Source organism: Arthrobacter endolithicus (assembly GCF_026627425.1).
Classification (GTDB): domain Bacteria; phylum Actinomycetota; class Actinomycetes; order Actinomycetales; family Micrococcaceae; genus Arthrobacter_M.
The window spans coordinates 1-26,419 of sequence record NZ_JAPNLH010000011.1 but is presented as its reverse complement, the minus strand read 5'-3'; the positions used below and the strand labels follow the sequence as shown (position 1 = coordinate 26,419).

At 62.5% G+C, this 26,419-nt stretch carries 20 protein-coding genes and 2 tRNA genes; 10 read left to right on the top strand and 12 right to left on the bottom strand.

Annotated features, from left to right (window positions below; all coding sequences use genetic code 11):
* Position 1: 1 nt before the first annotated feature.
* Positions 2-727 carry a response regulator gene (locus OS914_RS11100; RefSeq protein ID WP_420713935.1) on the top strand — a complete coding sequence of 242 codons (726 nt, stop codon included), beginning with the start codon at positions 2-4 and terminating at the stop codon, positions 725-727.
* Positions 728-806: 79 nt separating this feature from the next.
* Here the strand turns inward: OS914_RS11100 and metG are convergent, their stop codons facing one another.
* The 7 genes from metG to OS914_RS11065 all read right to left on the bottom strand — a co-directional run bounded on the left by metG (position 807) and on the right by OS914_RS11065 (position 10,511).
* Complete coding sequence (gene metG / locus OS914_RS11095; protein ID WP_267546129.1) at positions 807-2,384, bottom strand: methionine--tRNA ligase; 1,578 nt, start codon at positions 2,382-2,384, stop codon at positions 807-809.
* Between the two features lie 159 nt (positions 2,385-2,543).
* Positions 2,544-4,139 carry a phosphoglycerate dehydrogenase gene (gene serA / locus OS914_RS11090; protein ID WP_267546128.1) on the bottom strand — a complete coding sequence of 532 codons (1,596 nt, stop codon included), beginning with the start codon at positions 4,137-4,139 and terminating at the stop codon, positions 2,544-2,546.
* A gap of 180 nt (positions 4,140-4,319) precedes the next feature.
* Positions 4,320-5,345: a ketol-acid reductoisomerase gene (gene ilvC, locus OS914_RS11085; protein ID WP_267546127.1), complete on the bottom strand. Its 1,026-nt coding sequence runs from the start codon at positions 5,343-5,345 to the stop codon at positions 4,320-4,322.
* A gap of 77 nt (positions 5,346-5,422) precedes the next feature.
* Positions 5,423-5,938 carry an acetolactate synthase small subunit gene (gene ilvN, locus OS914_RS11080; protein ID WP_267546126.1) on the bottom strand — a complete coding sequence of 172 codons (516 nt, stop codon included), beginning with the start codon at positions 5,936-5,938 and terminating at the stop codon, positions 5,423-5,425.
* Between the two features lie 2 nt (positions 5,939-5,940).
* Positions 5,941-7,830 carry an acetolactate synthase large subunit gene (locus OS914_RS11075; protein WP_267546125.1) on the bottom strand — a complete coding sequence of 630 codons (1,890 nt, stop codon included), beginning with the start codon at positions 7,828-7,830 and terminating at the stop codon, positions 5,941-5,943.
* A 341-nt stretch (positions 7,831-8,171) separates the two neighbouring features.
* Positions 8,172-9,911, bottom strand: a complete 1,740-nt coding sequence (ilvD, locus tag OS914_RS11070) for a dihydroxy-acid dehydratase (RefSeq protein WP_267546124.1) — start codon at positions 9,909-9,911, stop codon at positions 8,172-8,174.
* Positions 9,912-10,229: 318 nt separating this feature from the next.
* A complete protein-coding gene (locus OS914_RS11065; RefSeq protein WP_267546123.1) occupies positions 10,230-10,511 on the bottom strand; it encodes a hypothetical protein in 282 nt (93 codons plus the stop codon).
* Between the two features lie 235 nt (positions 10,512-10,746).
* Between OS914_RS11065 and OS914_RS11060 the strand changes: the two genes are divergently transcribed.
* A tRNA-Lys gene (locus OS914_RS11060) sits at positions 10,747-10,822 on the top strand.
* Positions 10,823-10,947: 125 nt separating this feature from the next.
* On the opposite strand, the gene OS914_RS11055 is transcribed toward OS914_RS11060, so the two are convergent.
* The 4 genes from OS914_RS11055 to OS914_RS11040 all read right to left on the bottom strand — a co-directional run bounded on the left by OS914_RS11055 (position 10,948) and on the right by OS914_RS11040 (position 14,464).
* Positions 10,948-12,402, bottom strand: coding sequence for a purine-cytosine permease family protein (locus OS914_RS11055; RefSeq protein ID WP_267546122.1), 1,455 nt, complete (start codon positions 12,400-12,402; stop codon positions 10,948-10,950).
* Positions 12,403-12,595: 193 nt separating this feature from the next.
* Complete coding sequence (locus OS914_RS11050) at positions 12,596-12,736, bottom strand: hypothetical protein (protein WP_267546121.1); 141 nt, start codon at positions 12,734-12,736, stop codon at positions 12,596-12,598.
* Positions 12,733-13,668: an App1 family protein gene (locus OS914_RS11045; protein ID WP_324290650.1), complete on the bottom strand. Its 936-nt coding sequence runs from the start codon at positions 13,666-13,668 to the stop codon at positions 12,733-12,735. Before OS914_RS11045 ends, OS914_RS11050 begins: the two co-directional genes overlap by 4 nt.
* 319 nt (positions 13,669-13,987) lie before the next feature.
* Positions 13,988-14,464, bottom strand: coding sequence for a MarR family winged helix-turn-helix transcriptional regulator (locus tag OS914_RS11040; RefSeq protein WP_267546120.1), 477 nt, complete (start codon positions 14,462-14,464; stop codon positions 13,988-13,990).
* A gap of 193 nt (positions 14,465-14,657) precedes the next feature.
* Between OS914_RS11040 and bcp the strand changes: the two genes are divergently transcribed.
* The 5 genes from bcp (at position 14,658) to OS914_RS11015 (ending at position 22,492) form a co-directional block, all read left to right on the top strand.
* Positions 14,658-15,155 carry a thioredoxin-dependent thiol peroxidase gene (gene bcp, locus OS914_RS11035; protein ID WP_420713943.1) on the top strand — a complete coding sequence of 166 codons (498 nt, stop codon included), beginning with the start codon at positions 14,658-14,660 and terminating at the stop codon, positions 15,153-15,155.
* A 77-nt stretch (positions 15,156-15,232) separates the two neighbouring features.
* Positions 15,233-15,314, top strand: a tRNA-Leu gene (locus tag OS914_RS11030).
* 514 nt (positions 15,315-15,828) lie between these two features.
* Positions 15,829-17,448, top strand: a complete 1,620-nt coding sequence (locus OS914_RS11025; RefSeq protein WP_267546226.1) for an ABC transporter substrate-binding protein — start codon at positions 15,829-15,831, stop codon at positions 17,446-17,448.
* Between the two features lie 150 nt (positions 17,449-17,598).
* Complete coding sequence (locus OS914_RS11020; protein ID WP_267546118.1) at positions 17,599-19,086, top strand: malate:quinone oxidoreductase; 1,488 nt, start codon at positions 17,599-17,601, stop codon at positions 19,084-19,086.
* A 112-nt stretch (positions 19,087-19,198) separates the two neighbouring features.
* Complete coding sequence (locus OS914_RS11015) at positions 19,199-22,492, top strand: efflux RND transporter permease subunit (RefSeq protein WP_267546117.1); 3,294 nt, start codon at positions 19,199-19,201, stop codon at positions 22,490-22,492.
* Between the two features lie 113 nt (positions 22,493-22,605).
* On the opposite strand, the gene OS914_RS11010 is transcribed toward OS914_RS11015, so the two are convergent.
* The gene (locus OS914_RS11010; protein WP_267546116.1) at positions 22,606-22,776 is read right to left on the bottom strand and encodes a hypothetical protein; all 171 of its coding nucleotides are present in this window, start codon (positions 22,774-22,776) and stop codon (positions 22,606-22,608) included.
* Positions 22,777-23,112: 336 nt separating this feature from the next.
* Between OS914_RS11010 and OS914_RS11005 the strand changes: the two genes are divergently transcribed.
* From OS914_RS11005 to OS914_RS10995, 3 genes are read left to right on the top strand one after another with little or no spacing between them, the layout of a single operon-like run.
* Positions 23,113-24,366, top strand: coding sequence for an LLM class flavin-dependent oxidoreductase (locus tag OS914_RS11005; RefSeq protein ID WP_267546115.1), 1,254 nt, complete (start codon positions 23,113-23,115; stop codon positions 24,364-24,366).
* Positions 24,363-24,824 (top strand): MarR family winged helix-turn-helix transcriptional regulator, encoded by a 462-nt coding sequence (locus OS914_RS11000; protein WP_267546114.1) that lies wholly within the window; start codon positions 24,363-24,365, stop codon positions 24,822-24,824. Before OS914_RS11005 ends, OS914_RS11000 begins: the two co-directional genes overlap by 4 nt.
* A 55-nt stretch (positions 24,825-24,879) precedes the next feature.
* Complete coding sequence (locus tag OS914_RS10995; RefSeq protein ID WP_267546113.1) at positions 24,880-25,797, top strand: oxidoreductase; 918 nt, start codon at positions 24,880-24,882, stop codon at positions 25,795-25,797.
* Positions 25,798-26,419: the final 622 nt, after the last annotated feature.

The window sequence follows — 26,419 nt, the reverse complement described above, 5'->3', positions numbered from 1 at the left end:
CGTGACTTCTCTACTGCCGCACAGCAGCACTCCCGCCATCCGGGTGGCCCTGGTGGATGACCAGCAACTGGTCCGCTCCGGGTTCACCATGCTGATCAACAGCCAACCGGATCTGAAGGTGGTGATCCAGGCCAGCAACGGCATTGAAGCGCTTTCCGCGTTGTCCGCCACCGCCGCCGACGTGGTCCTAATGGACGTCCGGATGCCCGTGATGGACGGGATCGAGACCACCCGGAAGCTGATGGAACGCTCCCGCAAGGCCGCTGCGGGATCGACCCTGGCGGAGCTGAAAATAGTTGTCCTGACCACCTTTGACCTGGACGAGTATGCACTGGCCGCCATCCAGGCCGGTGCGAGCGGTTTCCTGCTCAAGGACGCCCCGCCGGACGAGTTGCTCGGGGCCATCCGCACCGTCTACCGCGGGGACGCCGTCATTGCGCCCTCCACCACCAAGCGGCTACTGGACCACGTGGCACCCTTGCTGAGCGCAGCCAGTCCCGCCAAGGACCGGCACCATGCCGACGTCCAGCATCTCACCGCCCGTGAACGTGAGGTTTTCACTCTCATTGCCGAGGGACTTTCCAACCCGGAAATTGCCCAGAAGCTATTCGTCACCGAGGCCACCGTCAAAACGCATGTGGGGCATGTGCTGAGCAAACTCGGTGCCAGGGACCGGGTACAACTGGTCCTGATCGCCTACGAGACGGGCATCGTTACCGCCGGCTGACGAAGGGTATCGCTGAGTGTGGAGATCTGCCCCTGGAACCGTGGTTTGCAGGGGCAGATCTCCACACTCAGCGAAAGGGTCAGGCAGGGACGGGCTCTTCATACTTCGGGAAGATGGGCGCGGGGGCGGGCAGCGGGGTGCCGGACACCAGCGGCGTTCCGATCGCGGCAAACGGATGGCCGCCGCCGTCGTCGTGCTCCGTTGACTGCCCCAACGCCGCCAGCAGCTTGGCCGCAGAGTCGGGCATCACCGGCTGGATCAGAATGGCCACGATGCGCAGCACCTCCAGAGTCACGTAGAGCACCGTGTTCATCCGCTCGATGTCCGTCTTGCGCAGGACCCAGGGCTGCTGCTCGGCGAAGTAGGCGTTGGTGTCTCCCAGCACGGTCCAGATTTCCTCCAGTGCGCGGTGGAAATCCTGCACCTCGTAGGCTTCGCGGCACACGTCCAGCAGCACGCCGGCCTGGGCCAGAATGTCCCGATCCGCGGCCGTGAAAGCCTGCGGTTCGGGGACCTGCGCAGCACAGTTCTTCGCCACCATGGACAGCGACCGCTGCGCCAGGTTACCGAGATTGTTGGCCAGATCAGAATTCATCCGGCCGACCACCGAATCGTGGCTGTAGGAACCGTCGGCACCGAACGGGACCTCACGGAGCAGGAAGAAACGCACCTGGTCCAGGCCGTACTGTGCCACCCAATCCGCCGGGGCCACCACATTACCGAGCGACTTGGACATTTTGACCCCATTGTTGTGCAGGAAGCCGTGGATCATGACGCGCTTGGGCAGCTCAAGCTGCGCGGACATCAGGAACGCGGGCCAGTAGACGGCGTGGAAGCGGGAGATGTCCTTGCCGATCACGTGCACGTCCGCGGGCCAGTATTTGCGGAAGCTCTCCGATTCCGTGTCCGGGAAGCCGACGCCGGTGAGGTAGTTGGTGAGCGCATCCACCCAGACGTACATCACGTGCGCCGGATTTCCCGGAACCGGGACGCCCCAGTCGAAGGAAGTGCGGCTGATGGACAGGTCTTCGAGGCCGCCCTTGACGAAACTGACGACCTCATTAAAACGGTTGTGCGGGGCGCCGAAATGCGGATGGTCAGCGTAATGCTTCAGCAGCCGGTCCTGATAGGAGGCGAGCTTAAAGAAGTAGCTCTCCTCCTCGGTCCAGGTCACCTCCGTGCCGGTTTCCGTGGCATAACGCCGGCCGTCCTCGTGGACCTCCGTCTCGTCCTCCACAAAGTAGCGCTCATCGCGAACGGAATACCAGCCGGTGTACTGCGAAAGGTAGATGTCGCCATTGGCTTCCATCCGCTGCCAGATGGCGGCCGCGGCGGCGTAGTGATCCGCGTCGGTGGTGCGCATGAAGCGGTTGTGCGAGATCCCCAGATCCCGGCTCATCTGCTGGAAGGCGGCGGAATTCTGATCGGCCAGCTGCTTGGCCGTGAGCCCGAGCTTCTGCGCGGTCTGCTGCATTTTCAGCCCGTGCTCATCGGTGCCGGTCATGAAGAAAACGTCGTAGCCGTCCAGCCGCTTGAAGCGGGCCATCGCGTCCGTGGCGATCACCTCGTAGGCGTGGCCGATGTGCGGCACGCCGTTGGGGTAGGAAATGGCGGTGGTGATGTAAAAGGGGGTCTTAGCCTGCGCAGGTGAACTCACTCTATGAAGTTACCCGCCGGTGGTTCGGCTTGTCGAAACCTGGCGGGCTGATGAAGCGGCTGAGTCCTGAGTGCTGACCCGCCAGATGAGTTCGGACGGATGCCGTGGAAAATCGGAAATTCCCCGGCATCCGTCCATTTCACCGGCATCTAGGCCAGGTCAGTCCTCGAGGTCCACTTCGCGCGCCATCGATGCGCCAATTTCGGCCTTGATAGCATCCAACACGTCCTGCGGGACGGAACTGTCCACGGTGAGCAGGGACAGCGCCTGGCCCCCTTCCGTATTGCGGGCAACCTGCATGCCGGCAATATTGATGTCGTTCTCGCCCAGTAGTCCGCCGAGTCGGCCAATGACGCCGGGCCGGTCCGCGTAGGAAATGACCACCAGATGGTCGCTGATGGGAATCTCGATGTCGTAGCCGTTGACGCCCACCAGCTTTTCGACCTGCTTCGGCCCGGTCAGCGTTCCCGAAACAGAGACCTGCGAACCATCGGACAGGGCTCCGCGGATCGTCAACACATTGCGGTAGTCGCGGGATTCCGTGGTTTTGATCAGCCGGGTATTGATGCCGCGCTGTTCGGCCAGCACAGGGGCGTTGACGTAGGAAACCTGCTCGGACACCACATCCTTGAAGACGCCCTTCAACGCGGCAAGTTCCAGAGCCTTCACGTCGTGGACGGCAATCTCCCCCGCCACCTCGATGTCGATCTGTGTCACCGAATCGTGTGTAAGCGCGGTAAAGATGCGTCCGAGCTTTTCCATCAGCGGAATGCCGGGGCGCACCTCCGCGGCAATGACCCCGCCTGCCACATTGACCGCATCCGGGACCAGCTCGCCGGCAAGGGCAAGCCGCACTGACTTGGCCACCGAAACTCCGGCCTTTTCCTGCGCCTCATCGGTGGAAGCGCCCAGATGCGGAGTCACCACAACGTTGTCCAGGGCAAGGAATGGAAGATCCGTGGCCGGTTCCTTGACGAACACATCGATCCCGGCCCCGGCGATTTGGCCGGTGGTCAGTGCGGTGTACAGCGCGGCTTCGTCCACCAGGCCGCCTCGTGCCACGTTGATGATGTAGGAGGTCTTCTTCATCTTGGCAAACGCGTCCGCGCCGATCATGCCGACCGTTTCGGGTGTCTTGGGCATATGGATGGTGATGAAGTCACTTTGCGCCAGCAGCTCGTCCAGGCTGACGAGCTGCACCCCCAGCTGCGCTGCACGTGCTGACGTGACATAGGGATCGTAAGCCAGGACCTCCATGTCAAAGCCCTGCGCACGGGCGGTGATGAGGGCACCGATCCGGCCCAGGCCAATAATGCCCAGCTTCTTCTCGTACAGTTCGGTGCCGGTGTATTTGGAGCGCTTCCACTCGCCGTTCTTCAGCGCCACACTGGCCGCGGGGATGTGCCGGGCCAGGCTGAGAATGTGCCCGACGGTCAGTTCCGCGGCCGAAACGATGTTCGACGTCGGCGCGTTGACGACCATAACGCCGGCCTGGGTTGCGGCCTTAATATCCACGTTGTCCAGACCTACCCCGGCCCGGGCGATGACCTTCAGGCTCCGAGCCGCGGCGATCGCCTCGGCGTCCACCTGCGTGGCAGAACGGACCAAAATTGCGTCCACATCCGCGATGGCGGCAAGCAGCTGGGATCGATCGGCTCCGTCGCAGTGCCGGATTTCGAAGTCCGGCCCCAGGGCGTCGATAGTGGCAGGCGAAAGTTCCTCTGCAAGGAGTACAACTGGCTTGGTGACTGTCACCGGTGACCTCTTTAGCTCTCGTGGATATACGGGTGGAATTGGTGCCAAGACGGTGCTGCAGACAAAGAAGCCGGACTCCATCAAGTGAAGGAGCCCGGCTTCCTTGCCGAACGTTAGGGGCGGATCGACGACGGTCCGCTTTGAGCGGGTGCCGATGTCCTGCCCGGGTGGGGGTGGGGATTAGCGGGCGACTGAACCTTCGTTGTAGTCGTCTTCGTTCTTGATCCAGGAGAACAGCTTGCGCAGTTCGCGGCCGGTGGACTCGATCGGGTGATCTTCGCCCTTCTTGCGCAGCGCCTTGAACTCCGGCGCTCCGGCATCCTGATCGTCGATGAACCGCTTGGCGAAGGTACCGTCCTGGATGTCCGCCAGAACGGCCTTCATGTTCTCCTTGACATGCTCGTCAATGACCCGGGGGCCGGAGACGTAATCGCCGTATTCCGCTGTGTCGGAAACGCTCCAGCGCTGCTTCGCGATGCCGCCTTCAACCATCAGGTCAACGATCAGCTTGAGCTCGTGCAGCACCTCGAAGTACGCAATCTGCGGCTGGTAGCCGGCCTCGGTCAGCGTCTCAAAACCATACTGAATCAGCTGCGAGGCACCGCCGCACAACACGGCCTGCTCACCAAAGAGGTCCGTTTCGGTTTCCTCGGTGAAGGTGGTTTCGATGACGCCGGCGCGGGTTCCGCCGATGGCCTTCGCGTAGGAAAGAGCCAATTCCTTGGCCTTGCCGGAAGCGTTCTGTTCGACGGCGATCAGGTCCGGCACGCCCCGGCCGGCCTCGAATTCGCGCCGGACCACGTGCCCGGGCCCCTTGGGCGCCACCAGAGCAACGTCAACGTCTGCCGGCGGCTTGATGTAGCCGTAGCGAATGTTGAACCCGTGGGCGAAAAACAGGGCGTCGCCGGCCTGCAGGTTCGGGGCGATGTCCTCCGCGTACACCGAGCGCTGGACCTGATCCGGGGTCAGGATCATGATCAGGTCCGCTTCGGCAGCCGCATCGGCAACGCTGAGGACGCGCAGGCCCTCTGCCTCTGCCTTGGCCCGGGATTTGGAACCTTCCTTCAGGCCGATGCGGACGTCGACGCCGGAATCGCGCAGGCTCAGTGCGTGTGCGTGGCCCTGGCTGCCGTAGCCGATGACGGCAACGGTGCGTCCCTGGATGATGGACAGGTCGGCATCGTCGTCGTAGAACATGTCGCTCACTTATTACTCCTCAGTAGTTTATTTGGTGCAAATCTAAGAACCTGCAAATATTTCAAAAGCTGCTTATGCCACCACTGCTATGCGCTGCGCAGCGCGCGATCGCTCATGGAACGCGATCCCCGCCCGACGGCCAACGTACCGGACTGCACGATCTCCCGGACCCCAAAGGGCTCCAGTACATTGAGCAAGGCTGCAATTTTGTCGGCTGTGCCGGTGGCCTCGATGGTCAGCGAATCGGTGGAAACGTCGACCACCGAGGCCCTGAAGAGATCTGCGGCTTGGGTGACCTGCAGCCTCGTGGCAGCATCCGCGCGCACCTTGACCAGAATGTGGTCCCGCTGCACGGAATTATCCGGCAGCAACTCAACGATCTTGAGCACATTGATCAACTTGTTCAGCTGCTTGGTGACCTGTTCGATCAGGTCACCGTCGGCGTCGACTACTACGGTCATCCGGGAGATCCCTGTCACCTCGGTGGGACCAACAGCCAAAGAATTGATGTTGAAAGCACGCCGGGCGAAGAGGCTGGCCACCCGGGTTAGTACACCGGGTTTGTCTTCCACCAGAACGGAAAGTGTATGTCGAGTCGTCATGTCTAGTCCTCTTCTTCCCACACCGGAGTCAGGTTTCGGGCAACCTGGATCTGGCTGTTGCTGACGCCCGAAGGAACCATCGGCCAGACCATGGAATTGGGGCTGACCACGAAGTCGATGACGACGGGCCGGTCATTGATGGCCAGGGCAGCCTCGATGGTGGCATCGATATCCTCGACCCGTTCGCAGCGCAGCCCGACGCAACCGTAGGCGTCGGCGAGCTTGACGAAGTCCGGGATGCGCACCGTGTCATGTCCGGTATTCAGGTCCGTATTGGAATACCGGCCCTCGTAGAACAGCGTCTGCCACTGCCGGACCATGCCAAGGGAGGAATTGTTGATGACCGCGACCTTGATCGGAATCTTGTTGATCGCACACGTGGCCAGTTCCTGATTGGTCATCTGGAAGCAACCGTCACCGTCGATGGCCCAGACCACCCGATCCGGATTTCCGACCTTCGCGCCCATGGCGGCGGGAACCGCGTAGCCCATGGTTCCGGCACCGCCGGAGTTCAGCCAGGAATGCGGGCGCTCGTACTTCACGAACTGCGAGGCCCACATCTGGTGCTGCCCCACGCCGGCAACATAGACCCCTTCCGGCCCGGTGAGGGCTCCGATCCGCTCAATGACCCGCTGCGGAGAGGTCAGACCGTCTTCGGGTTCGGTCCACCCCAGCGGATACGTGTCGCGCAGATTGCCCAGGAACGCCCACCAGTCGGTGAGATCCAGAGCGCCCTTCTCCTCAAACTCCGCTTTTAGGGCGGCGGTGAGATCCGGGATGATTTCCTTCACGGAACCCACAATGGGCACGTCGGCGATCCGGTTCTTGGAAATCTCCGCAGGATCGATGTCCGCGTGGATTACCTTGGCCAGCGGAGCGAAGGTGCTCAGCACTCCGGTGACGCGGTCATCAAAGCGGGCCCCGAGGGTGATCAGCAGATCAGACTGCTGGAGCGCCGTCACCGCCGACACTGCCCCGTGCATGCCCGGCATACCCACATGCAGCGGGTGCGAGTCAGGGAACGCACCGCGCGCCATCAGCGTGGTGACCACCGGGATGCCAGTCAGTTCAGCGAGCTCCATCAGTTCCACCGAGGCGTGGCCCTTGATGACACCGCCGCCGACATACAGCACAGGCTTCTTGGACGCAGCGATCAGCCGGGCGGCTTCACGCAGTTGCTTGGCGTGCCCGCGGAACACCGGCCGGTAGCCGGGCAGATCAATGACCGGCGGCCAGGAAAACGTCATCTTTCCCTGTTGGGCATCCTTGGCAACATCGACCAGCACCGGGCCCGGCCGTCCGGTGGAGGCGAGATGGAATGCCTCCGCCAGTACGCGGGGAATGTCCTGGGGATCCGTCACCAGATAGGAATGCTTGGTGATCGGCATCGTAATGCCGACGATGTCCGCTTCCTGGAAGGCATCCGTGCCGATGACACCGCTGGATACCTGACCGGTAATCGCAACGATTGGAACCGAATCCATATGAGCATCCATGATGGCCGTGACAAGGTTGGTGGCACCGGGGCCGGAGGTGGCGATGCACACGCCGACCAGGCCGGTCACCATGGCGTAACCCTGCGCCGCGTGGCCGGCGCCCTGCTCGTGCCGAACCAGCACATGGTTCATCTCCGAGGCCATGAGCGGATCATAAGTGGGCAGAATGGCGCCCCCTGGAAGGCCGAAGATATCCTTGACGCCCAGCTCCTCAAGCGAGCGGACGATGGCTTCCGAGCCGGTCATCTGCGTGGGTCCGACGATGTTGTTCGGTCCGTAAACGGAGTTAGTGGCGGCAGCGTTTGACGCGGCGGTAGCGTTTGACGCGGAGGCGCTGCCGTGATGGTGCGCTTTGGTGGCCATCAGCGACGGGCTGACGGGCGATCCTTTACTCATCGGACTCTTCCTTAGTGGAATGCGTGGTGACGATCTTTGGTGGCGTCGGTATGAGTTTGCCGCTGGTAGTGGAAACAGAAAAACCCCTCAGCCGGTGAGGCTCTGCGAGGGGTTTGCGCATGGTGATTATCCGAGCTGAAATCAGCTGGACTGTAGCTTTTGTAAAGCTAACCAGTCACGCGCTAGATAAGGACGACTACGGATATGAACTGCATATAAGTAGTTTTCCGTTCTCCGTTGTACGCTGTCAAACCGGCACTGCCCCATCTCATTATATGGACACTCCATCCACCTTTCGGACGGCCCCCCATGCGGCCGCGGCCGCATGGAGAGCCGTGGCGTCAACCGCAGTAAGCGCCGGTGCTCGCCGAATGAACCAGCTTCGCGTACTTGGCCAGTACTCCCTTGGTAAACTTCCCGGGGATCGGCTCCCAGCCAATCCTGCGTGACTCCAGCTCCGCGTCATCAACCAACAGGTCGAACGTCCGGGCGGCGATGTCCACGCGGATGCTGTCGCCGTCGCGCACGAAGGCGATCGGACCGCCGTCGACCGCTTCCGGCGCCACATGCCCGATGCACAGACCGGTGGTCCCGCCGGAGAAACGTCCGTCCGTGAGCAACAGAACGTCTTTGCCCAGCCCGGCGCCCTTAATGGCGCCGGTGATGGCGAGCATTTCGCGCATGCCCGGGCCGCCCTTGGGCCCTTCGTAACGGATGACGACGACGTCGCCGGCCTTGATCACCCCGGACTTCAGCGCCTCCAGCGCACCCTGCTCGCGTTCGAACACGCGGGCCGGCCCTTCAAAGACATCGGCATCGAAGCCTGCGCTCTTGACCACGGCGCCCTCCGGAGCCATCGAGCCGTGCAGGATGGTGATGCCTCCGGTCTTGTGGATCGGGTTGTCCAGAGCCCGCAGGATCTTCCCGTCCACGTCCGGCGGGTTAATTTCCGCGAGGTTCTCGGCGACGGTTTTGCCCGTGACGGTGAGGCAGTCGCCGTGGATCAGACCGGCGTCGAGCAGTGCCTTCATGATGACCGGCACACCGCCGATCTTGTCCACGTCGAACATGACGTAGCGGCCGAACGGCTTCAGGTCCCCCAGATGCGGGACCTTGTCGCCGATCCGGTTGAAGTCATGCAGGGTCAGGTCCACCTCGGCCTCGCGGGCAATGGCCAGCAGGTGCAGCACGGCGTTGGTGGAACCGCCGAAGGCCATGGTGACGGCGATGGCGTTCTCGAAGGCCTTCTTGGTCATGATGTCCCGGGCGGTGATGCCCAGGCGCAACAGGTTCACGACGGCCTCGCCCGAGCGGTGCGCGAAGACGTCCCGACGGCGGTCGGCAGAGGGCGGGGCGGCCGAGCCGGGCAGGGACATTCCGAGGGCCTCGCCGATGCAGGCCATCGTGTTCGCGGTGTACATGCCACCGCAGGCGCCCTCGCCGGGACAGATGGCGCGTTCAATCCGCCCCAGGTCCTCCTCGCTCATCTTGCCCGCGGCGCAGGCGCCGACGGCCTCGAAGGCGTCGATCAGGGTGACTTCCTTTTCCTGGCCGTCCTCCAGTTTCACGAAGCCCGGCATGATGGAGCCGGCATACAGAAAGACGGAGGCAAGGTCCAGCCGTGCGGCAGCCATCAGCATGCCGGGCAGGGACTTGTCACAGCCGGCCAGCAGCACGGAGCCGTCAATCCGCTCGGCCATCATGACGGTTTCCACTGAATCCGCGATGACCTCGCGGGAAACCAGCGAAAAGTGCATCCCCTCATGGCCCATGGAGATGCCATCCGAGACGGAGATGGTTCCGAACTGCATCGGGAACCCACCGCCGGCGAAAACACCTTCCTTGGCGCCCTGAGCCAGCCTGTTCAGCGAGAGGTTGCAGGGGGTGATTTCATTCCACGAGCTGGCAACCCCAATCTGCGGCTTAGCGAAATCGTCGTCGCCCATGCCTACGGCACGAAGCATCCCACGCGACGGGGCGGCGGCAATGCCGTCCGTCACTACCCGGCTCCGTGGCTTGATGTCTGGTTTTCCATCGGCCTGCCCGGCCGGAAGGGTCTTTGAATTAGTCTCCACGCTCATACGCTGAGTCTATGACTGCCGTCCGACGGCGCGCCAACCCTGCCCATCAGCCGGACGGTTTTCGTCGGTTTGTTGCGTCCCTCGGGCGGCTCGGTCCGCACTCGCCCGTCGCTGCTGTGGGTCCGGATTGCGTGTCGGCCGTGCGTGCCAGAAACCGCCCGGTCTGCAGGAAGTCCCGCAGGACTATGACGCCGGCGCCCATTTGGGCAGCGACGAGAATTGCCATGACCCACCAGAATGGACTGTGACCGGGCACGGCCTGGGGAATGAAGGCGAGCGGAAAAAACGGAGCCACGATGAGTTGCAGTGCCAGGCGATTTACTTCGCGTTATAAACCAGCCCGCCAACCAAGGCACCTATCGCAGCTAAGTACGAACCTAACCACAGGTTGGACGGCCACTGGTCCAGGCCGCTGCCGAAGGCCAGAACCCCGCAAAGCGTGCCAACAGGGATCAGGACGACGACGCCAACGGGAAAGTAAAGCACGAAGTACGTTTTCAGGGCTTCGCCCACGCCGTTGTCGGCTATACCCTGCGCTTTCCTCGCAGCGCTGGCCCATCGATCATTGGATTGCGCCATCAGGTCATCAATACCGCTCATCGTCATCCTCCTATGGGTGCAGCCTAGCGGTCCGGCGTCTATCCATCCCCGAGTAGGGCCGGTCTGCGCGGCGAACTTCAGGCACCGTCCGGCATCGAGCCCCGCGCCGAAAGTATGCTGCGGCACGCGGTCGCAGCGCCGATTTCGCACCGGTGGAAAACCATGTATAGTTACATGTCGTTGCGGGGTGCTGAAATGGAAGAAATTCCGTGCCGGTACGCGTAATTTGCCTCATGCACCTCTAGCTCAATTGGCAGAGCAATTGACTCTTAATCAATGGGTTTCGGGTTCAAGTCCCGAGGGGTGCACCAGAAAAGGAGCCTCTGACCTGCGGAAACGCCGGTCAGGGGCTCCTTTTTTTTGCTGATAATCGGCCCAGGCGGTCGCTTGTAGAACCCTCTGCTGTGCGGCTGCTGCAAATTGCTGCCAATCAGGACTAGGGCAGGATGTGATCCCGGGCTGCCGATTCCAGCTCTGCAGCCTGCGCTTGAGCAAGTCTGGTTTCGGCAGCCACATCAATGCGGCGGGTCAGCAGCCAATAGAGCACCGCGGCGACCGGCAATCCGATGAACAAGGATATGTCCGCCCCATCCATGGCCTGGGCCGCGAATCCGACGAAGAGCTTCCCTGCGGAGAAGAAGGGAACCATCAGCACGAATCCGACCAGGTACGCCACGATGCCGGGCCAGCCCCACCGGCCGTAGATGCCGTCGGGCTTGAAGATTTCCGCGATCGCGTAGTGGCCCTTGCGCACGACGAAGTAGTCGGTGAGGTTGACGGCCGTCCACGGGATGAAGAAGTACAGGACCAACAGCAGGAAGTCGTTGAAGTTGGCCAGGAAATCCGCGGACGCCAAGTTCGCCAACACCAGCGAAATGACTGCCGTGATCGAGATAGTGATAACCCGCAGCGTCAGGGTGGGCCGGATGCGCCGGAGGCTATCGATGGAGGAGATCAGGGTCAGGGAACCGCCATACATGTTCAGAGCAGTGACCGACACCAGCCCCAAGGCCGCGATGAATAAGGCGATCGCGCCGAACCCGCCGAAGAGCGCGTCCGCTGTGGATTTGATCGAGCCGATGGTTTCGAAGCCATCACCGGCTGCGGCGGCAATGTACGCCCCGAGGAACATCACCCAAATGCCACCCAGTGCGCTGCCCCAGAACGTCCACCGGAACGTGCCCCGGCCCTTTCCCGGCGGCAGGTAACGGGAGTAGTCAGAGACGTAGATGGCCCAGGAAATCTGGTACCCCGCGGCAACCCCCAGCTGTCCCAGGAACGGCACCAGATGAAAGCCGGCCAGGTCGTATGCCCCGGCCGGCACGGAAAGCTTACTCAACGCAGCCACCGAGAGCAGCGCCAGCATCGCGATCGTGAGATATGTGAGGTAACGCTCGAACGCGTGGATGAGGTCATAACCGAACAACGCGACGACGACAGCGACAAGCGTCACGACCCAGAACCAGAGATTGGGCGAGCCGATCGACACTGACCCCGCGAAGGCCTGGCCAGCCAGAATGGTATTAAAGATGTTGAAGCCCGCGTATTGCAGAAACGCAAAAAACCAGACGAGCAGAGCGCCGATATAGCCGAATTGCGGACGGGACTGGATCATCTGCGGTAGCCCGAGCTGGGGGCCCTGGGAGGAGTGGGCGGCCATGAAAAGTGTGCCGATGAGAATTCCGATAACGATCGCGATCAAAGACCAGATCAGGTTCCCGCCCGTGGTGATGCTGATCAAACCTACCGCCAGCGTGGCGATCTGAGCGTTGCTCATAAACCACAACGGACCGATGTGGGAGACTTTGCCGTGCCGCTCGTTCAACGGGACGTAGTCGATGGACCGCACTTCCAGGCCCCGACCGCGCCCTGCTTCCGTCGTTGCGCTCATCGTACATTTCCTCCGTAAAAGGCTTTGCTGGAGAGGGTGGGCTCACGACGCTGTGAACGTGCCAGGCAGGCGGCCCGGAGTTCCGACAGGTGAACACCATCCCGCACTTCGGTTTACCACGAATGGAGGCGTACGGAAACCGTTTTTCGAATTAATCGTTCGTTCGGCGGCCGTTTTTCTTTCTCTGTTAGCGTCAGTCGGTGAGTTCCTCGGCGAGCATGTCCGCACCGCGTCCGTGCCCAGACCCCGACCGTGGAACGCGGGGCCGCCTAGCCAGCGAGCGTTCCTCCCCGGGTTCTGCCGTCGTCGGATTGCTCACGTCGGACGCAGTCACAAGATGCGTATTTGGTGAAGTTGTTTCGCCATTCCGGCGCCGTCCGGGGCGTAGACCCAGTCCGTGGACGGTGCAGGCTGATCCTGTTGACCATCCGTGGACCGTCCCCCGGAGAGAACAGACTCGCCCACCGAAAGCTGCCGGATTGCCACAGCAGCCGTGAGATCCGGGTGCCGCCGGGAGAACTCTGCGTAGATTTCCTCATCATGCTGGCCGTTGTCACCGATGAGTAACCAGCGGATCCCCGGGAATTCCTCGGCAAGGAGTTCGAGATTCCTTCTTTTGTGTTCCCTGCCGCTGCGGAACCACCGCTCTTGAGTCAGGCCCCAGTCCGTCAACAGCAGCGCCCCTGCTGGATACATATTCCGGGCCAGGAAACGGGCCAGGGTAGGAGCGGCATTCCACGGACCGGTGGAGAGATAGATGACCGGCGCATCCGGATACTCGACGGCGAGCCTGTCCATCAGCACCGCCATCCCCGGTGTCGGAGTGCGTGCGTGTTCGCTGACGACGAAGGTGTTCCACAGGGCGAGGAAGGGCCGCGGCAACGCGGTGACCATGACGGTGTCATCTATGTCCGACACGATTCCAAACCGGGTGTCCGCGGCAATGACGAAGATCGGCGCTTCCACGGGGCTCATTCCTGCCGCCCGGAACACTGCGGTATGCCAGCCAGGGGGTAGGCGGACCGGAACATTAGTGTCTATCAGGCCACCGCGATCAGCACGCACGCGGTGAAATTCCCCGCCGAGTTCAATCTCGACTTCCCGGTTCTGCACGGGGACGCTCGTGAAGGCACGCCACCCACGGACGTTTCCGACGACGGTCTTGACCGCTCGGTCTGTCCCGTTGCCGGGGCCGTGATTACTGGCCAGCAGGACCCGACCGAGCACCCTAACCCGGGTCTGTGTCCCATATCCGGAATAGGCCACCAGCTGCTCAACGAACTTCCAGCGCTTGGCCTGTCGGACCCGCAGCCGGTATACGGCGCTTCCCAGCCGCAGAACAGCGTGGAAGAAGGGCCTGCTGTGCGTCTCAGGTGGCGGCGTCGGGTGTGGCGGCGTCGGGTGTTGGGGCGACGGGTGTGGGGACGACGGATTTGGCGACGACGAACTCATGCTCAAACTGTGCCACACCGGGCCATGCCATGCCCATCAGTATGTATGGTCATCTGCTGCCTGGTTGACCTGGCTCCACGGTACCCGGATGAAGTAAACCGTTGGTGAGCAGACCCCAAACCCCGTAAGTCGGTCAGTTACCAGCCGTCGAGGCGGCTAGGGTCGGCCGGCTTTCCATTTCGCGCAGGTTTTGCGCCGTGCTGCTCACCGAGCGGATGATTGACTTCAGGGCCGACCGCAGTTCACTCTGGTCCATCCCGTCGGTTTCCAGCAGTCCTGTCTCCATCTGATGGGCTGTATCCAGCAGGCCCCGGCCCTCATCCGAGAGGGATACCAGATGGCTGCGGCGGTCATTGGTGCTGCGGGCACGATGGACGTGTCCGTGACTTTCCAGCCGGGAAAGCGTCTTACCCATGGTCTGAGCCTGCACTCGCACAATTGACGCCAGCTGCGCCTGCGTCATAGGACCGTTGGCTGCCAGGACATCGAGAGCGATAATGCCGGCGTGGGTCATACCGATACTCGCCAAGCGCTCATTCCACACGTGTTCAACTAGGCGTGCTGCGGTTGAGAGTAAGCGGCTGCTGGGCCATTGATCCATGTCGGGCATGCAACTCAGTATAGACCCGCAATATCATAGTCCTCGCTGACCCCTCGTGTTGTACCGGAGCGGGCTGTCCAGGGAGATTGTCGGTGCCCCCCGCTACGCTGGGACTAACGAAGTGCGGCGACAGATAAATCCCCGGCATCACCCCAAACCAGGCAGGGAAAGTATGGAAGAGGCAGGCATGGAAAAGGCAGGCATGGACACGGCAGATAAGGACAAGGCAGCGGGCGGACGGCTTGCCGTGGGTGACGTGGGACCGGAATTCACCCTGCATGATTCCGCAGGGAGAAAGGTCTCTCTGGCTGACTTCCGCGGACGCAAGACGGTCATGTACTTCTACCCGGCGGCCTCCACCCCTGGCTGTACCACGCAGGCGTGTGACTTCCGCGATCACCTGAATTCCCTGAAGTCCGCCGGGTACGACGTGCTGGGAATTTCACCGGACCCAGAACCGAAGCTGGCGAAGTTCGCCGAAACGGAAAAGCTGAACTTCCCGTTGCTCTCCGATGTAGATCACGCCGTGGCGCACGCCTATGGCGCCTGGGGTGAAAAGAAGAATTACGGGAAGACCTATGAGGGCCTGATCCGGTCGACCATCGTGCTCGATGGCGAGGGCACGGTGAGCCTGGCGCAGTACAACGTCCGCGCCACCGGCCATGTCGCCAAGCTGCGGCGGGATCTGGGTCTGGACTAGCGGCCGGAGCACCACCTGCGGAACCTGTAAGATAAAGGCTGTATTTCGGCGCCCGTCTCAGGGACGCCGGGCGGCAGGCGCGAGTGGTGAAATTGGCAGACACGCAGGATTTAGGATCCTGTACCTTCGGGTGTGCGGGTTCAAGTCCCGTCTTGCGCACAGCAACATGGCACACGAGACGCCCGACGGCGGCACTGGATTGGGTGCATCAGTGGCCGTCCCGCCGACTCCCCCTCAGCAGCAGAAACAGACCGACCTGACGTGCCATGTCATTTGATGGGAACCCATCCGGTTTCCGGTGTGATACGAATGACTAGTGAGGGGCAGCACATCACACCGAGGCATCGGATCCCCTTATAAATGCTCCCACCGGTTGCTCAGGACCGGCAGGGGAAAGGGTGGGCGTCGGGGCTTCACTGTCCCGGCGCCCACTCGTGCATTCCGGGCTTCCCCCTTCAGCCAGCTTGTGCGGGCATCTACTAGAATTGGCAGTTCCGCGGAAAATGGCTCCGCACCGTTGCTGCAGAGCAACGCCAAAATCGTGCCAAGATTAGGTCAGGAAGTGGTGTCCGTAGTGCGTGGGAATGCCCGTTCGCGGACGTCGTTTGAAACTGCTGCGTCGAGGAAGTCAGTGTTCAAAACCGCAGGATTCAAAAAAACCGCGTTCAAAGCCATGGTCGGCCTGCTGGCTCTCGGCCTCTCGCTCTCGTCCTGCACTGCCCAGCCGGCACCGGCTCCCTCCGCCAGCACGCCGGGCGCAACGGCGACCTTCAATTTTGGCACCGGGTCCGTGCCGTTGGGGTTGGACCCCGCGCTGGAATCGGATGCCGAGTCCTTCCGCGTCTCGCGCCAGGTCTTGGAAGGACTCGTTACGGTTGATGCCACCACCGGCGCGCCCGCTCCCAGTCTCGCGACCAGCTGGCAAGAGCTTCAGAATGGACTGGCGTATTCCTTTAAACTTCGGCAGAACGTTTCGTTCCAGGATGGCACACCGTTTGATGCCGCCGCGGTCTGCACCAACTTCAACCGCTGGTTTACGCTGCCGCCAGCGGCCCGGGGGGACGGCAATTCCACCACTTTCAAACAGGTCTTCAAGGCGTACTCGGACGATGCGAAGAATTCCCTCTTTAAGAGCTGCACCGCCACGAGCACCTCGGAGGTCAGGATTGACCTGACCGGCAATTTGACCGGCTTCCTCCAGGCCATGACACTGCCTTCCTTTGCCATCTCCTCCCCAGCAGCGCTTTCCTCGATGGGCGCAGACAACCTGACCCGCACCGTGGCCGGGCACAATATCTCCGCGTATGGCCGGCATCCGGTGGGGACCGGCCCGTTCATATTCACCTCCTGGGACGGCGGGACGGTCACCCTGAGCGCCAATAAGAATTACTGGGGCACCAAGGGGCAGATCGGGCTGCTGCACTTCATCACGTACGTCCAGCCGCAGGCCCGCCTGCAGGCCCTGGAAGACGGCAGGCTCGACGGCTATGACCCCGTCACGCCCGGTGATTTTGATCCACTGGTCAAGAGCGGCAAGCAGATCCTGCAACGTGACCCCTTTTCAGTGATGTACTTGGCGATTAATCAGGTCGTGCCGGTGATGGCGGATCTGAAGGTCCGGCAGGCTGTTGCCACGGCAATAGACAAGGAAACGTTAATTAAGCAGTTTTTCATCGACGGCACGCAGGCCACCGCGCAGTTCATCCCGCCGAAGCTGAGCGGCTTTAACAATTCAGCGGCAGGCTACAGCTTTGACCAGGACAAGGCGCGCAAGCTGCTCGCCGAATCCAGCTACCGCGGCGAGGAAATCAGGTTCTACTACCCGACAAATGTGACCCGGACCTACCTTCCCGCCCCCGCAAAGGTGTACGCCGAGATCGGACGCGAGCTGACCGCCGTCGGCTTTAACATCAAGCCGGTGCCCGTCGATTGGTCCGACGACTACCTGGGCAAGGTCACCAGCGCCGGCGACCACGCGCTGGCGTTAATGGGTTGGAACGGCAGTTACGCGGACCCGGACAATTTTGTCGGCCCGCTCTTCGGGACCGCCAACGGCGAGTTTGGTTCCAACGATCCGCAGCTGATCAGCAAGATTGACCGCGCGCGCTCACTCCCGAATGGACCGGACCGCAATGCGGCCTACCAGTCCATCAACACCCAGATTGTGCAGACGGTCCCTGCGGTTCCCATCGCCTTCCCCATCTCCGCGGTGGCGTTGTCCAACCGGGTGGCAAGCTACCCCGTAAGCCCCGTCCTGAATGAGGTTTTCAACCAGATCAAGCTCGCGCAGTAGCGCAATCGGTCAGAGTGCAACTGGCCAACGGCGCCGCCGCAAACACCGTGGCAGCACGGCCACTGCGTGATCCGGATCGCTCAATTTCAGCAACCATCCCCCGGCGCGATACGCTTCAATCGCTAGGATCGCCGCTACCGGAGTTGGACCGTGACCTTCATTTCGCAGACTCAAGACGCCGACGTCGTTCTCATCGGAGGCGGCATCATGAGCAGCACCTTGGGTGTTTTGCTCAAAATACTCGAACCGACGTGGAAGATTGCGCTCTTTGAGCGTCTGGACCGCGCCGGGTTGGAGAGTTCGGACCCGTGGAACAACGCCGGCACCGGCCATTCCGCCCTGTGCGAGCTGAACTACACCCCGCAGGCCGCGGACGGCTCGGTTGATCCGGCCAAGGCCGTCGCTATCAATGAACAGTTCCAGCTTTCACGGCAGTTCTGGGCCCATCTTGTCACCAATTCGATGGTCGGTTCGCCGCGGAAATTCATTAACACAGTCCCGCACATGAGCTTTGTGGCCGGCGAGGACCAGGTGAAGTTCCTCCGCACCCGTTACGAGGCGCTGAAACCGAACCCGCTTTTTTCCAGCATGCAGTACAGCGAGGACCACGCCGAGATTGCCGGCTGGACGCCGCTGGTGATCAAGGGCCGTCCAGAGGGACAAAAAATTGCCGCCACCCGCGCCGCGGAGGGCACCGACGTCGACTTCGGCACGCTGACCCGCGAACTGGTCACCTACCTCGGAGCCAACGGCGCCGAGATCAACTACGGAACCGAAGTTTCCGATGTATCGCGAGGCAGTGACGGCCGCTGGGAGATGGCGCTCAAGCACCCGTCCTCCGGGGAACGCGGAAAGATCCGCGCCAAGTTCGTCTTTATCGGCGGCGGCGGGGGTGCGTTGCAGCTGCTGCAGGCTTCCGGCATCCCGCAGGGAAAAGGGTTCGGTGGTTTCCCGGTCTCCGGCCAGTTCTTCCGCTGCACGGACCCGGAGATAGCCGAGCAGCACGACGCCAAGGTCTACGGCCAGGCCTCGGTGGGCGCCCCGCCCATGTCGGTGCCGCATATGGACGCCCGCTACGTCGACGGCCAACGTTCCCTGCTGTTCGGCCCGTACGCCGGTTTTTCCACGAAGTTCCTCAAAACCACCTCCCTGCTGGATCTGCCGCTGTCGATTAGGCCCTCCAACCTGGTCCCGATGCTAGCGGTAGGCAAAGACAATCTGTCCCTGGTCAAATACTTGGTCTCCGAGGTAGTCAAGAACCGCGGCGCGAAGGTTGATGCCCTGCGGGAATACTTCCCGGAGGCCGACGGCGGCGATTGGGAACTCATCACGGCCGGCCAGCGCGTGCAGATCATAAAAAAAGACGCCAAAAAGGGCGGCGTGCTGCAGTTCGGAACCGAGGTCATCACCTCGGCCGACGGTTCCATCAGCGCCCTGCTGGGAGCCTCCCCCGGCGCATCGACCGCCGTGCCGATCATGCTGGAACTGCTGCAGCGGTGCTTCCCGCGCAAGTTCAGGCTGGAATGGCAGGATAATCTGCGCGCGATGATGCCTACCTTGGGCACCAAACTCAACGACGATCCGGATCTGGTCGCGACGACGATGGCCAGTACGGCAGCGGCCCTGCAGCTGGATTAGCACCACTGGGTACCCCCGACTAAGTAGCAGCAGAGGCACGCAAACGGCGTTTTGACTGCAGGTGCTGCTACCTAGTTGGGGATGATCATCGGCACACCCCGGGAGTATCACTATGTACCGCTTGGCTCAACTCTCGCTCGGCAACAGGGCACTGATCGCGTTGATCACAATCTTCGCCGTCGTGTTCGGCGTCATCACGCTCGGCTCGCTGAAACAGGAACTCATCCCCTCCATCGAGTTCCCGCAGATCACCGTAGTCACTTCTATGCCAGGGGCCTCTCCCGAGGTGGTGGACAAGCAGGTCAGCGAACCGCTTGAAACGGCGCTGAACGCCGTCGAAGGCCTGGAATCGAGCACATCCACGTCCCGCAACGGTGCCTCCAGCATCAATCTGGCTTTCGCCTACGGCACCAATCTGGACCGCGCCAGGAACCAGATCGACCGGGCGATCTCCAATGTCCGGCAGGTACTGCCGGACAAGGTGGAACCGCGGGCGATTGCGGGCAATATCAGCGATTTCCCGATTGTCTTCCTTGCCGTTTCCTCGGATAAGCCGCTGAGTGAACTTAACTCCGATTTGCAGCGGCTGGTGGTGCCTGCGCTGCTGAAGATCGACGGCGTCCGCGGTGCCGACGTGACCGGCGCCAACTCCCAACACATCGCCATTTTGCCAAATTCTGCCAAGCTCGCCGGCGCCGGAATCCCGGTGACGGCGATCAGCGACGCCCTGAAAAACAACGGTGCGCTGGTGCCCGCCGGGACGCTGACCGAGAGCGGAAAATCCCTGTCAGTGCAGATCGGCAGTCCCGTGGACTCCCTGGACGCGATCAAATCACTGCCGCTGGCCGCGCCCAAGGCTGCACTCGCCGCCGGTGCACCGGTGACCATTGGCGACGTCGCCAGCGTTGCCCTCGCCGATGACACCACCACCTCGATCACCCGCACGAACGGCCTGCCTACGTTGGCGTTGTCCGTGACCAAAAAACCCGACGCGGACACGGTCTCCCTGTCGCACCAGATCCAGGCGCAGCTGCCTCAAATGCAGGCCTCCCTCGGCGGAAATGCCAGGTTTACCACGGTCTTGGACCAGGCCCCGTTCATCGAGAAATCGATCAAGGACCTCGCAACGGAAGGACTGCTGGGACTTGGCTTCGCCGTCGTCGTTATTTTGCTGTTCCTGCTCTCCGTGCGCTCCACGCTGGTCACCGCGATCTCCATCCCGCTGTCCCTTCTGATCACGTTCATTGGGTTGCGCGCGACGAATTATTCGCTCAATATCCTCACCCTTGGGGCGCTGACGATAGCGATTGGCCGGGTGGTGGATGACTCGATTGTGGTGATTGAGAACATCAAACGGCACCTGAGCTACGGGGAGGACAAGCAGACAGCCATCATGGCCGCGATCCGCGAGGTGGCCGGGGCCGTAACCGCATCCACGCTGACCACGGTGGCCGTGTTTTTGCCGATCGCCTTTGTCGGCAGCATCGCCGGGGAGCTGTTCCGGCCGTTCGCGCTCACGGTCACCATTGCGCTGCTGGCGTCCCTGGCCGTTTCGCTGACCATCGTGCCGGTGCTCGCGTACTGGTTCCTGAAGTCCCCCGCCGTGCCCGCACTCGATGCTGCCGACGGCGGGATTGCCGACGGCGGCACTAGGCTGAGCGGGCGGGCGCTGCTCGCTGCGGTGGAGGAGAAGGAACGCAGGAGCGTGCTGCAGCGCGGGTACCTGCCGATCCTGACCAAGACGCAAAAACACCCCGTCATCACGCTGGCCGCCGGCGTAATCATTTTGCTCGCCACCCTGGCCATGACTCCGCTGCTGCCAACCAACCTGCTGGGCAACAGCGGGCAGAACAGCCTCGCCGTGACGCAGAAACTTCCGCCGGGCACGAGCCTGCAGGCAACTTCGGATGCCGCGGCCAAGGTGGAATCGGCGCTGAAAGGCATCAACGGGATCCACGACGTCCAGGTCACCATCGGCAACGCCACCGGCGGGTTCAGCGCCCTGTTTTCGGCCGGCGCTTCCAGCGCATCCTTTCAAGTGGTCACGGATGAAAAAGCCAATCAGACCAAATTGATGGACACCGTGCGGAACCGGCTGAAGGAAATAACCGATGCGGGCACGGTCAGCGTCGGCTCTTCCTCCGGCGGCTTCGGCACATCCTCTACGGTCGACATCAATATCAAGGCCTCCAGCTCCGCTGATCTGAAGACCGCCAGCGACAAAACGGCCGCGGCCATGGCGGGTCTGCCAGGCGCCGGCGAAATAGCCGCAAACCTCTCCACCTCGCAGCCGGTGGTCCAGGTCAGCGTGGACCGGGCCAAGGCGGTGGCCGCCGGACTCAACGAACAGCAGGTTGCCGGGGTCCTGGCGTCAACACTTTCGCCGCTCCCCGGCGGAACGGTGCGGATTGACACCACGGACTATCAGGTGAAGATCGGTACCGGCACCGCCTTTGCGAGCATCGACCAGCTCCGCGCCGTGCAACTACCTACCGCCTCCGGTACCGTGACCCTGGCCAGTGTGGCGAAGGTGGAACAGGTCCAGGCGCCGGTGTCCATCACTAGTTCCAACGGCCAGCGCAGCGCCCGCGTGTCGATCACTCCCACGGGGAACAACCTCGGCACGCTCAGCACGGACGTCAAAACCCGGCTTGCCGCCGTCGAGCTTCCAGCCGGCGCCACTGCCGTGATCGGCGGGGCCAGCACACAGCAGACGGACTCGTTCAATCAGCTCGGACTCGCCCTGCTGGCGGCGATTGCCATTGTCTACATCATCATGGTGGCCGCGTTTAAGTCATTGATCCAGCCGTTGATACTGCTGGTTTCCATTCCGTTCGCGGCCACCGGCGCCATTGTGCTGCTGCTGGTCACGGGCGTTCCCTTGGGCCTGCCGTCGCTGATCGGCATGCTCATGCTGGTGGGGATCGTGGTCACCAACGCCATTGTGCTGATCGACCTGATAAACCAGTACCGCAGGCCCTCCGGCGACCGGCCCGCCATGAACGTGGCGGATGCGATAGAGCACGGCGCCCGGCAACGCCTGCGGCCGATTCTGATGACCGCACTGGCCACGATTTTCGCGCTGACCCCGATGGCACTGGGGGTTACCGGCGGCGGGGGCTTCATTTCCCAGCCGTTGGCCATTGTGGTGGTGGGCGGTCTGGTGTCCTCCACGGCGCTGACGCTGATTCTGGTTCCGGTGCTGTATCGGCTCGTGGAAGGCCGCAGGGAGCGCCGTAAGCTGCTGGCGGATCTGCAGCGGGTGGCCCGGCCCGCGGCACAAGCCAGCGGGGCTGGATCAGGCGGGGCCGGATCAGTCGGGGAACCAGCCCCGGCAGGCTACGCCTCCCAGGATTGGACCACAGACGCCATCCCCAAGGTCCGAGGCCGCCGCGCCGCCGGCTGATCCTCCCGCCCCAACTGGGCCGCATTTGCGGCACTCATTTCGTGTTTTGAGTGCAGGAGCAGGCGTCGGAACCGCCACCTTGGCCGCCCCGGCCAGGGTATCAGAGTTCCGGACTACGACGGCGGCAATGGACTGGCGCCATCGTCCGGCGCCACGGCGTCATCGGCCACAGGAACCAGTGTTTTGACGACGAAGTCACCTGTCTGAACGGCGTGCGGATTACCAAGGGCCCGGACCTGGCTGGATATCTCCCGCCGGCTGAGCGTGAATGAGCTCACGGTCATGCCGACCACCTGATTCGCATCCCACGCCCCAGGTGAGCGATGACGCCAAACGGCCGTGTCGACGATCCGCGCCTCGATGCTCTCCCGCGGCTCGTCTCCTTCCCACCCATCTGGGTAGCAGCACCTGTCGCCAAAACCCGAAATAGGTGCCTCAAATGCTACTCAGTTGGGCGCGGGCGCGGGCCGGGGCCGGGCATCTCGATTGCATCCGAGACGACGGCGCGTCACTATAGGTGAAGCCGGGAACATTTAGCAGCTACGTCGTGTTGACGGGTATATTAGATGCAAACGTATATAAATACCTGGGTCCGCAGCCCGGGCTGAGAGGATCCCCCCGTGCAGATCGGCATATTCAGCGTCGGAGATATCACGACCGATCCAACCACCGGTGCCACACCGAGCGAGCATGAGCGCATCAAGGCCATCACCACGATCGCCAAGCATGCCGAGGACGTGGGGATGGATGTCTTCGCCACCGGCGAGCACCATAACCCTCCGTTCTATCCCAGCTCCCCCACCACCATCCTGGGCTACGTTGCCGCGCAGACCGAACGGATCATTCTCTCCACCGCCACCACGCTGATCACCACCAATGATCCGGTCAAAATCGCAGAGGATTTCGCCATGCTCCAGCATCTGGCGGACGGCCGGGTGGATCTGGTCCTGGGCCGCGGGAACACCGCCCCGGTCTACCCGTGGTTCGGGAAAAGCATGCAGGACAGCGTGGAACTCACGGTTGAGAATTACTCCCTGCTGCGTCGGCTCTGGGACGAAGAGGTAGTGAACTGGGAGGGCAAATACCGGACGGCACTGCATGCCTTCACCGCCACACCGCGACCGCTCGACGGCGTCGCCCCCTTTGTCTGGCACGGTTCCATCCGCACCCCGCAGGTTGCCGAAATAGCTGCCTACTACGGCGACGGATTCTTCGCGAACAACATTTTCTGGCCCAAGGAGCACTTTCAACAGCTGATTGGGCTGTACCGCGAGCGTTACGAACACTACGGACATGGTCAGGCGGATCAGGCCATTGTGGGACTCGGCGGCCAGTTCTTCATTCGCCCCAAGTCGCAGGACGCTGTGCGGGAGTTCCGGCCGTACTTCGACAACGCACCGGTTTACGGGCACGGGCCGTCGATGGAGGACTTCACCTCCCAGACACCGCTGACGGTAGGCAGTCCGCAGGAGCTCATCGACAAGACACTCACCTTCCGGGAGTTCTTCGGCGATTACCAACGCCAGCTATTCCTGGTGGACCATGCCGGCCTGCCGCTGAAGACCGTTCTGGAGCAGCTGGATCTGTTCGGCTCCGATGTCCTGCCCACGCTCCGACAGGAGTTCGCCGCCCGGAAACCCGCGCATGTTCCGGACGGGCCCACCTTTGCCGCCCGAAAGGCAGCCCGGGACGCACGCATGACGGCCGGCACGACGGCGGCACACCAGTCCGTCAGAACGACGGCGGCACACCAGTCGGCCGGCACGACGGCGGCACACCAGTCCGCCGGCACGACGGCGGCACACCAGTCCGCCGGCACGACGGCGGCACACCAGTCCGCCGGCACGACGGAGTCACAAGCGGAGGACGCATGAGTTCAGTCATGTCACACCGCCAACTCGCAACCGAAGCGTGGGAATCGTTGTTCCGCGCGCAAGTCAGCGTCGCCCGCAAACTGCAGGCCGACCCCGCGTTCAAACGCGTGAACATGCGTGAATACGATGTGCTGTTCAACCTCTCCCGCTGTCCATCGGGCTGGCTCCGGCTCAATGAACTCAATGACCACGTCCTGCTCAGCCAGCCAAGCATCAGCAGAATGGTCGACAGACTGGAGCAGCAGGGCCTGGTGGAGCGCAAAACCGTGCCGGAAGATCGCCGCGGCGTGCTGATCAGATTAACGCATACCGGACGGCAGCTGCAGCGGGACATCGGCCGCGATCACGTCCGCGACATCAACCGGCTGGTAGGTTCAGCCCTGACCGATGCCGAACTCACGCAGCTGAAGAATCTGACCGACAAGCTGCGGCAGTCCGTCGTCGGCCTTCCCGGATAGGGTCCGGAAAGGCCCCCTTCCACCCGCCTACCAGGAGAAGGCAGATGAGTACGTTATGAACGGATTCCGCGCCGAAAGCATGCCGGACCAAACGGGACGCCGCGTCGTCATCACGGGCGCAAACAGCGGACTCGGATTCCAGGCGAGCCTCGCCTTCGCCGCCAAGGGCGCCAGCGTCACCCTCGCATGCCGCAATCCCGAACGCGGCGAGGCCGCACTGGCCCAACTGCGCGAAACTACCGGTTCCACACGGTGCGACGTGCGTCCGCTGGATCTGGGCAGTCTCGATTCAATCCGCAGCTTCGCGGCCGGTTGGTCCGGTCCGCTGGATGTCCTCATCAACAATGCCGGGTTGATGGCCACGGCGCGTGCAAGAACAGCAGACGGCTTCGAGCAGCAGCTGGGCATCAACCATCTTGGTCACTTCGCGCTGAGCGGCCTGTTGCTCCCAGCCCTGCGGTCGGCAGCAACGGCCCGCGTCGTCGTCGTTTCCAGTTTGGCGCACAAACGCGGCGCCATCGATTTTGACGATCTGATGAGCCAGAGCCGCTACCGCCGCTGGCGGGCCTACAGTCAAAGCAAAATCGCCAACCTGTATTTCGCGATGGAATTTGGCCGACGGCTTCAGGCACACCACGACTCCGTTGTGGTCGCGGCCGCCCACCCGGGCCTGGCGAACACGAATCTACCCGCAAGCATGGGACGGAACTCAATGGGCATCGCTACCGGCGTCTTCATGCGGCTGATGGCCCAACCAGGCCAGTGGGGCGTGCTGCCCGTCCTGTACGCGGCCGCCGCGGCGGAGGTGTCCAATGGCGATTTCTATGGCCCGAACGGGCCAGGGGAAACCCGCGGCGAGGTCACGATGGTGGCTCCGGCCGCGCGCGTCGCGGACCTGCTCGTGGCCCGCCGGCTGTGGGATGTCAGCGAACAACTCACCGGCGTGGCGTTTGTGGATCTGCCGCCGGTCTAACAGGAGCCAGAAATACCTCGTTGGAGAGCAGTGGACTGCTGCCTTCCTCCCGGTCTGCACTCTTCGCTTTCACAAGAAAGAGCGGCGCGGCAAAGGCAAGAGCAACGACTGCGCCGATCACTACGACGCCGATTGCAACGGTCGCTGGCAGCAAACCGAGGGCGACGGCGCCGACGAAACCGACCGGCCGGGAGGCTGGCAATCACCGCGCTTACTGGGAAACCGGAGCTCTCCCACTGACCAAAAAGATGCGACATGGTGCCACTGGATTCCCGAAGTGCCAACGTTTCGGCCCGCATGACTCTCGTAAACCGTGCGGAATAATTTTCGAAATTCTTTTCCACAGGGGCCGGTTTTGGGGTCTTTTTGTCCTGATGATGTCAGTGCCTGCTCGTAGCCTTGTAGTAGTTGGAGATCAGCGGGATTTCCCGGTTTTTGCCGGTGCAGGTTGCCGGGTTTGGTTGCCGGGTTTGGGTTGTCGGGTTTGTGGGTTGAGGGTGGTGGGTGGGCGTGGAGATTGATCGGGAGAATCTGGCTCAGGTGCTGGCCGCGATCACCGCGAAGTATCCGCGCCGGGTCCAGCGCGCAGGCCTCGGCTCCGGCGCTGTTCCCGGGCCTGTTC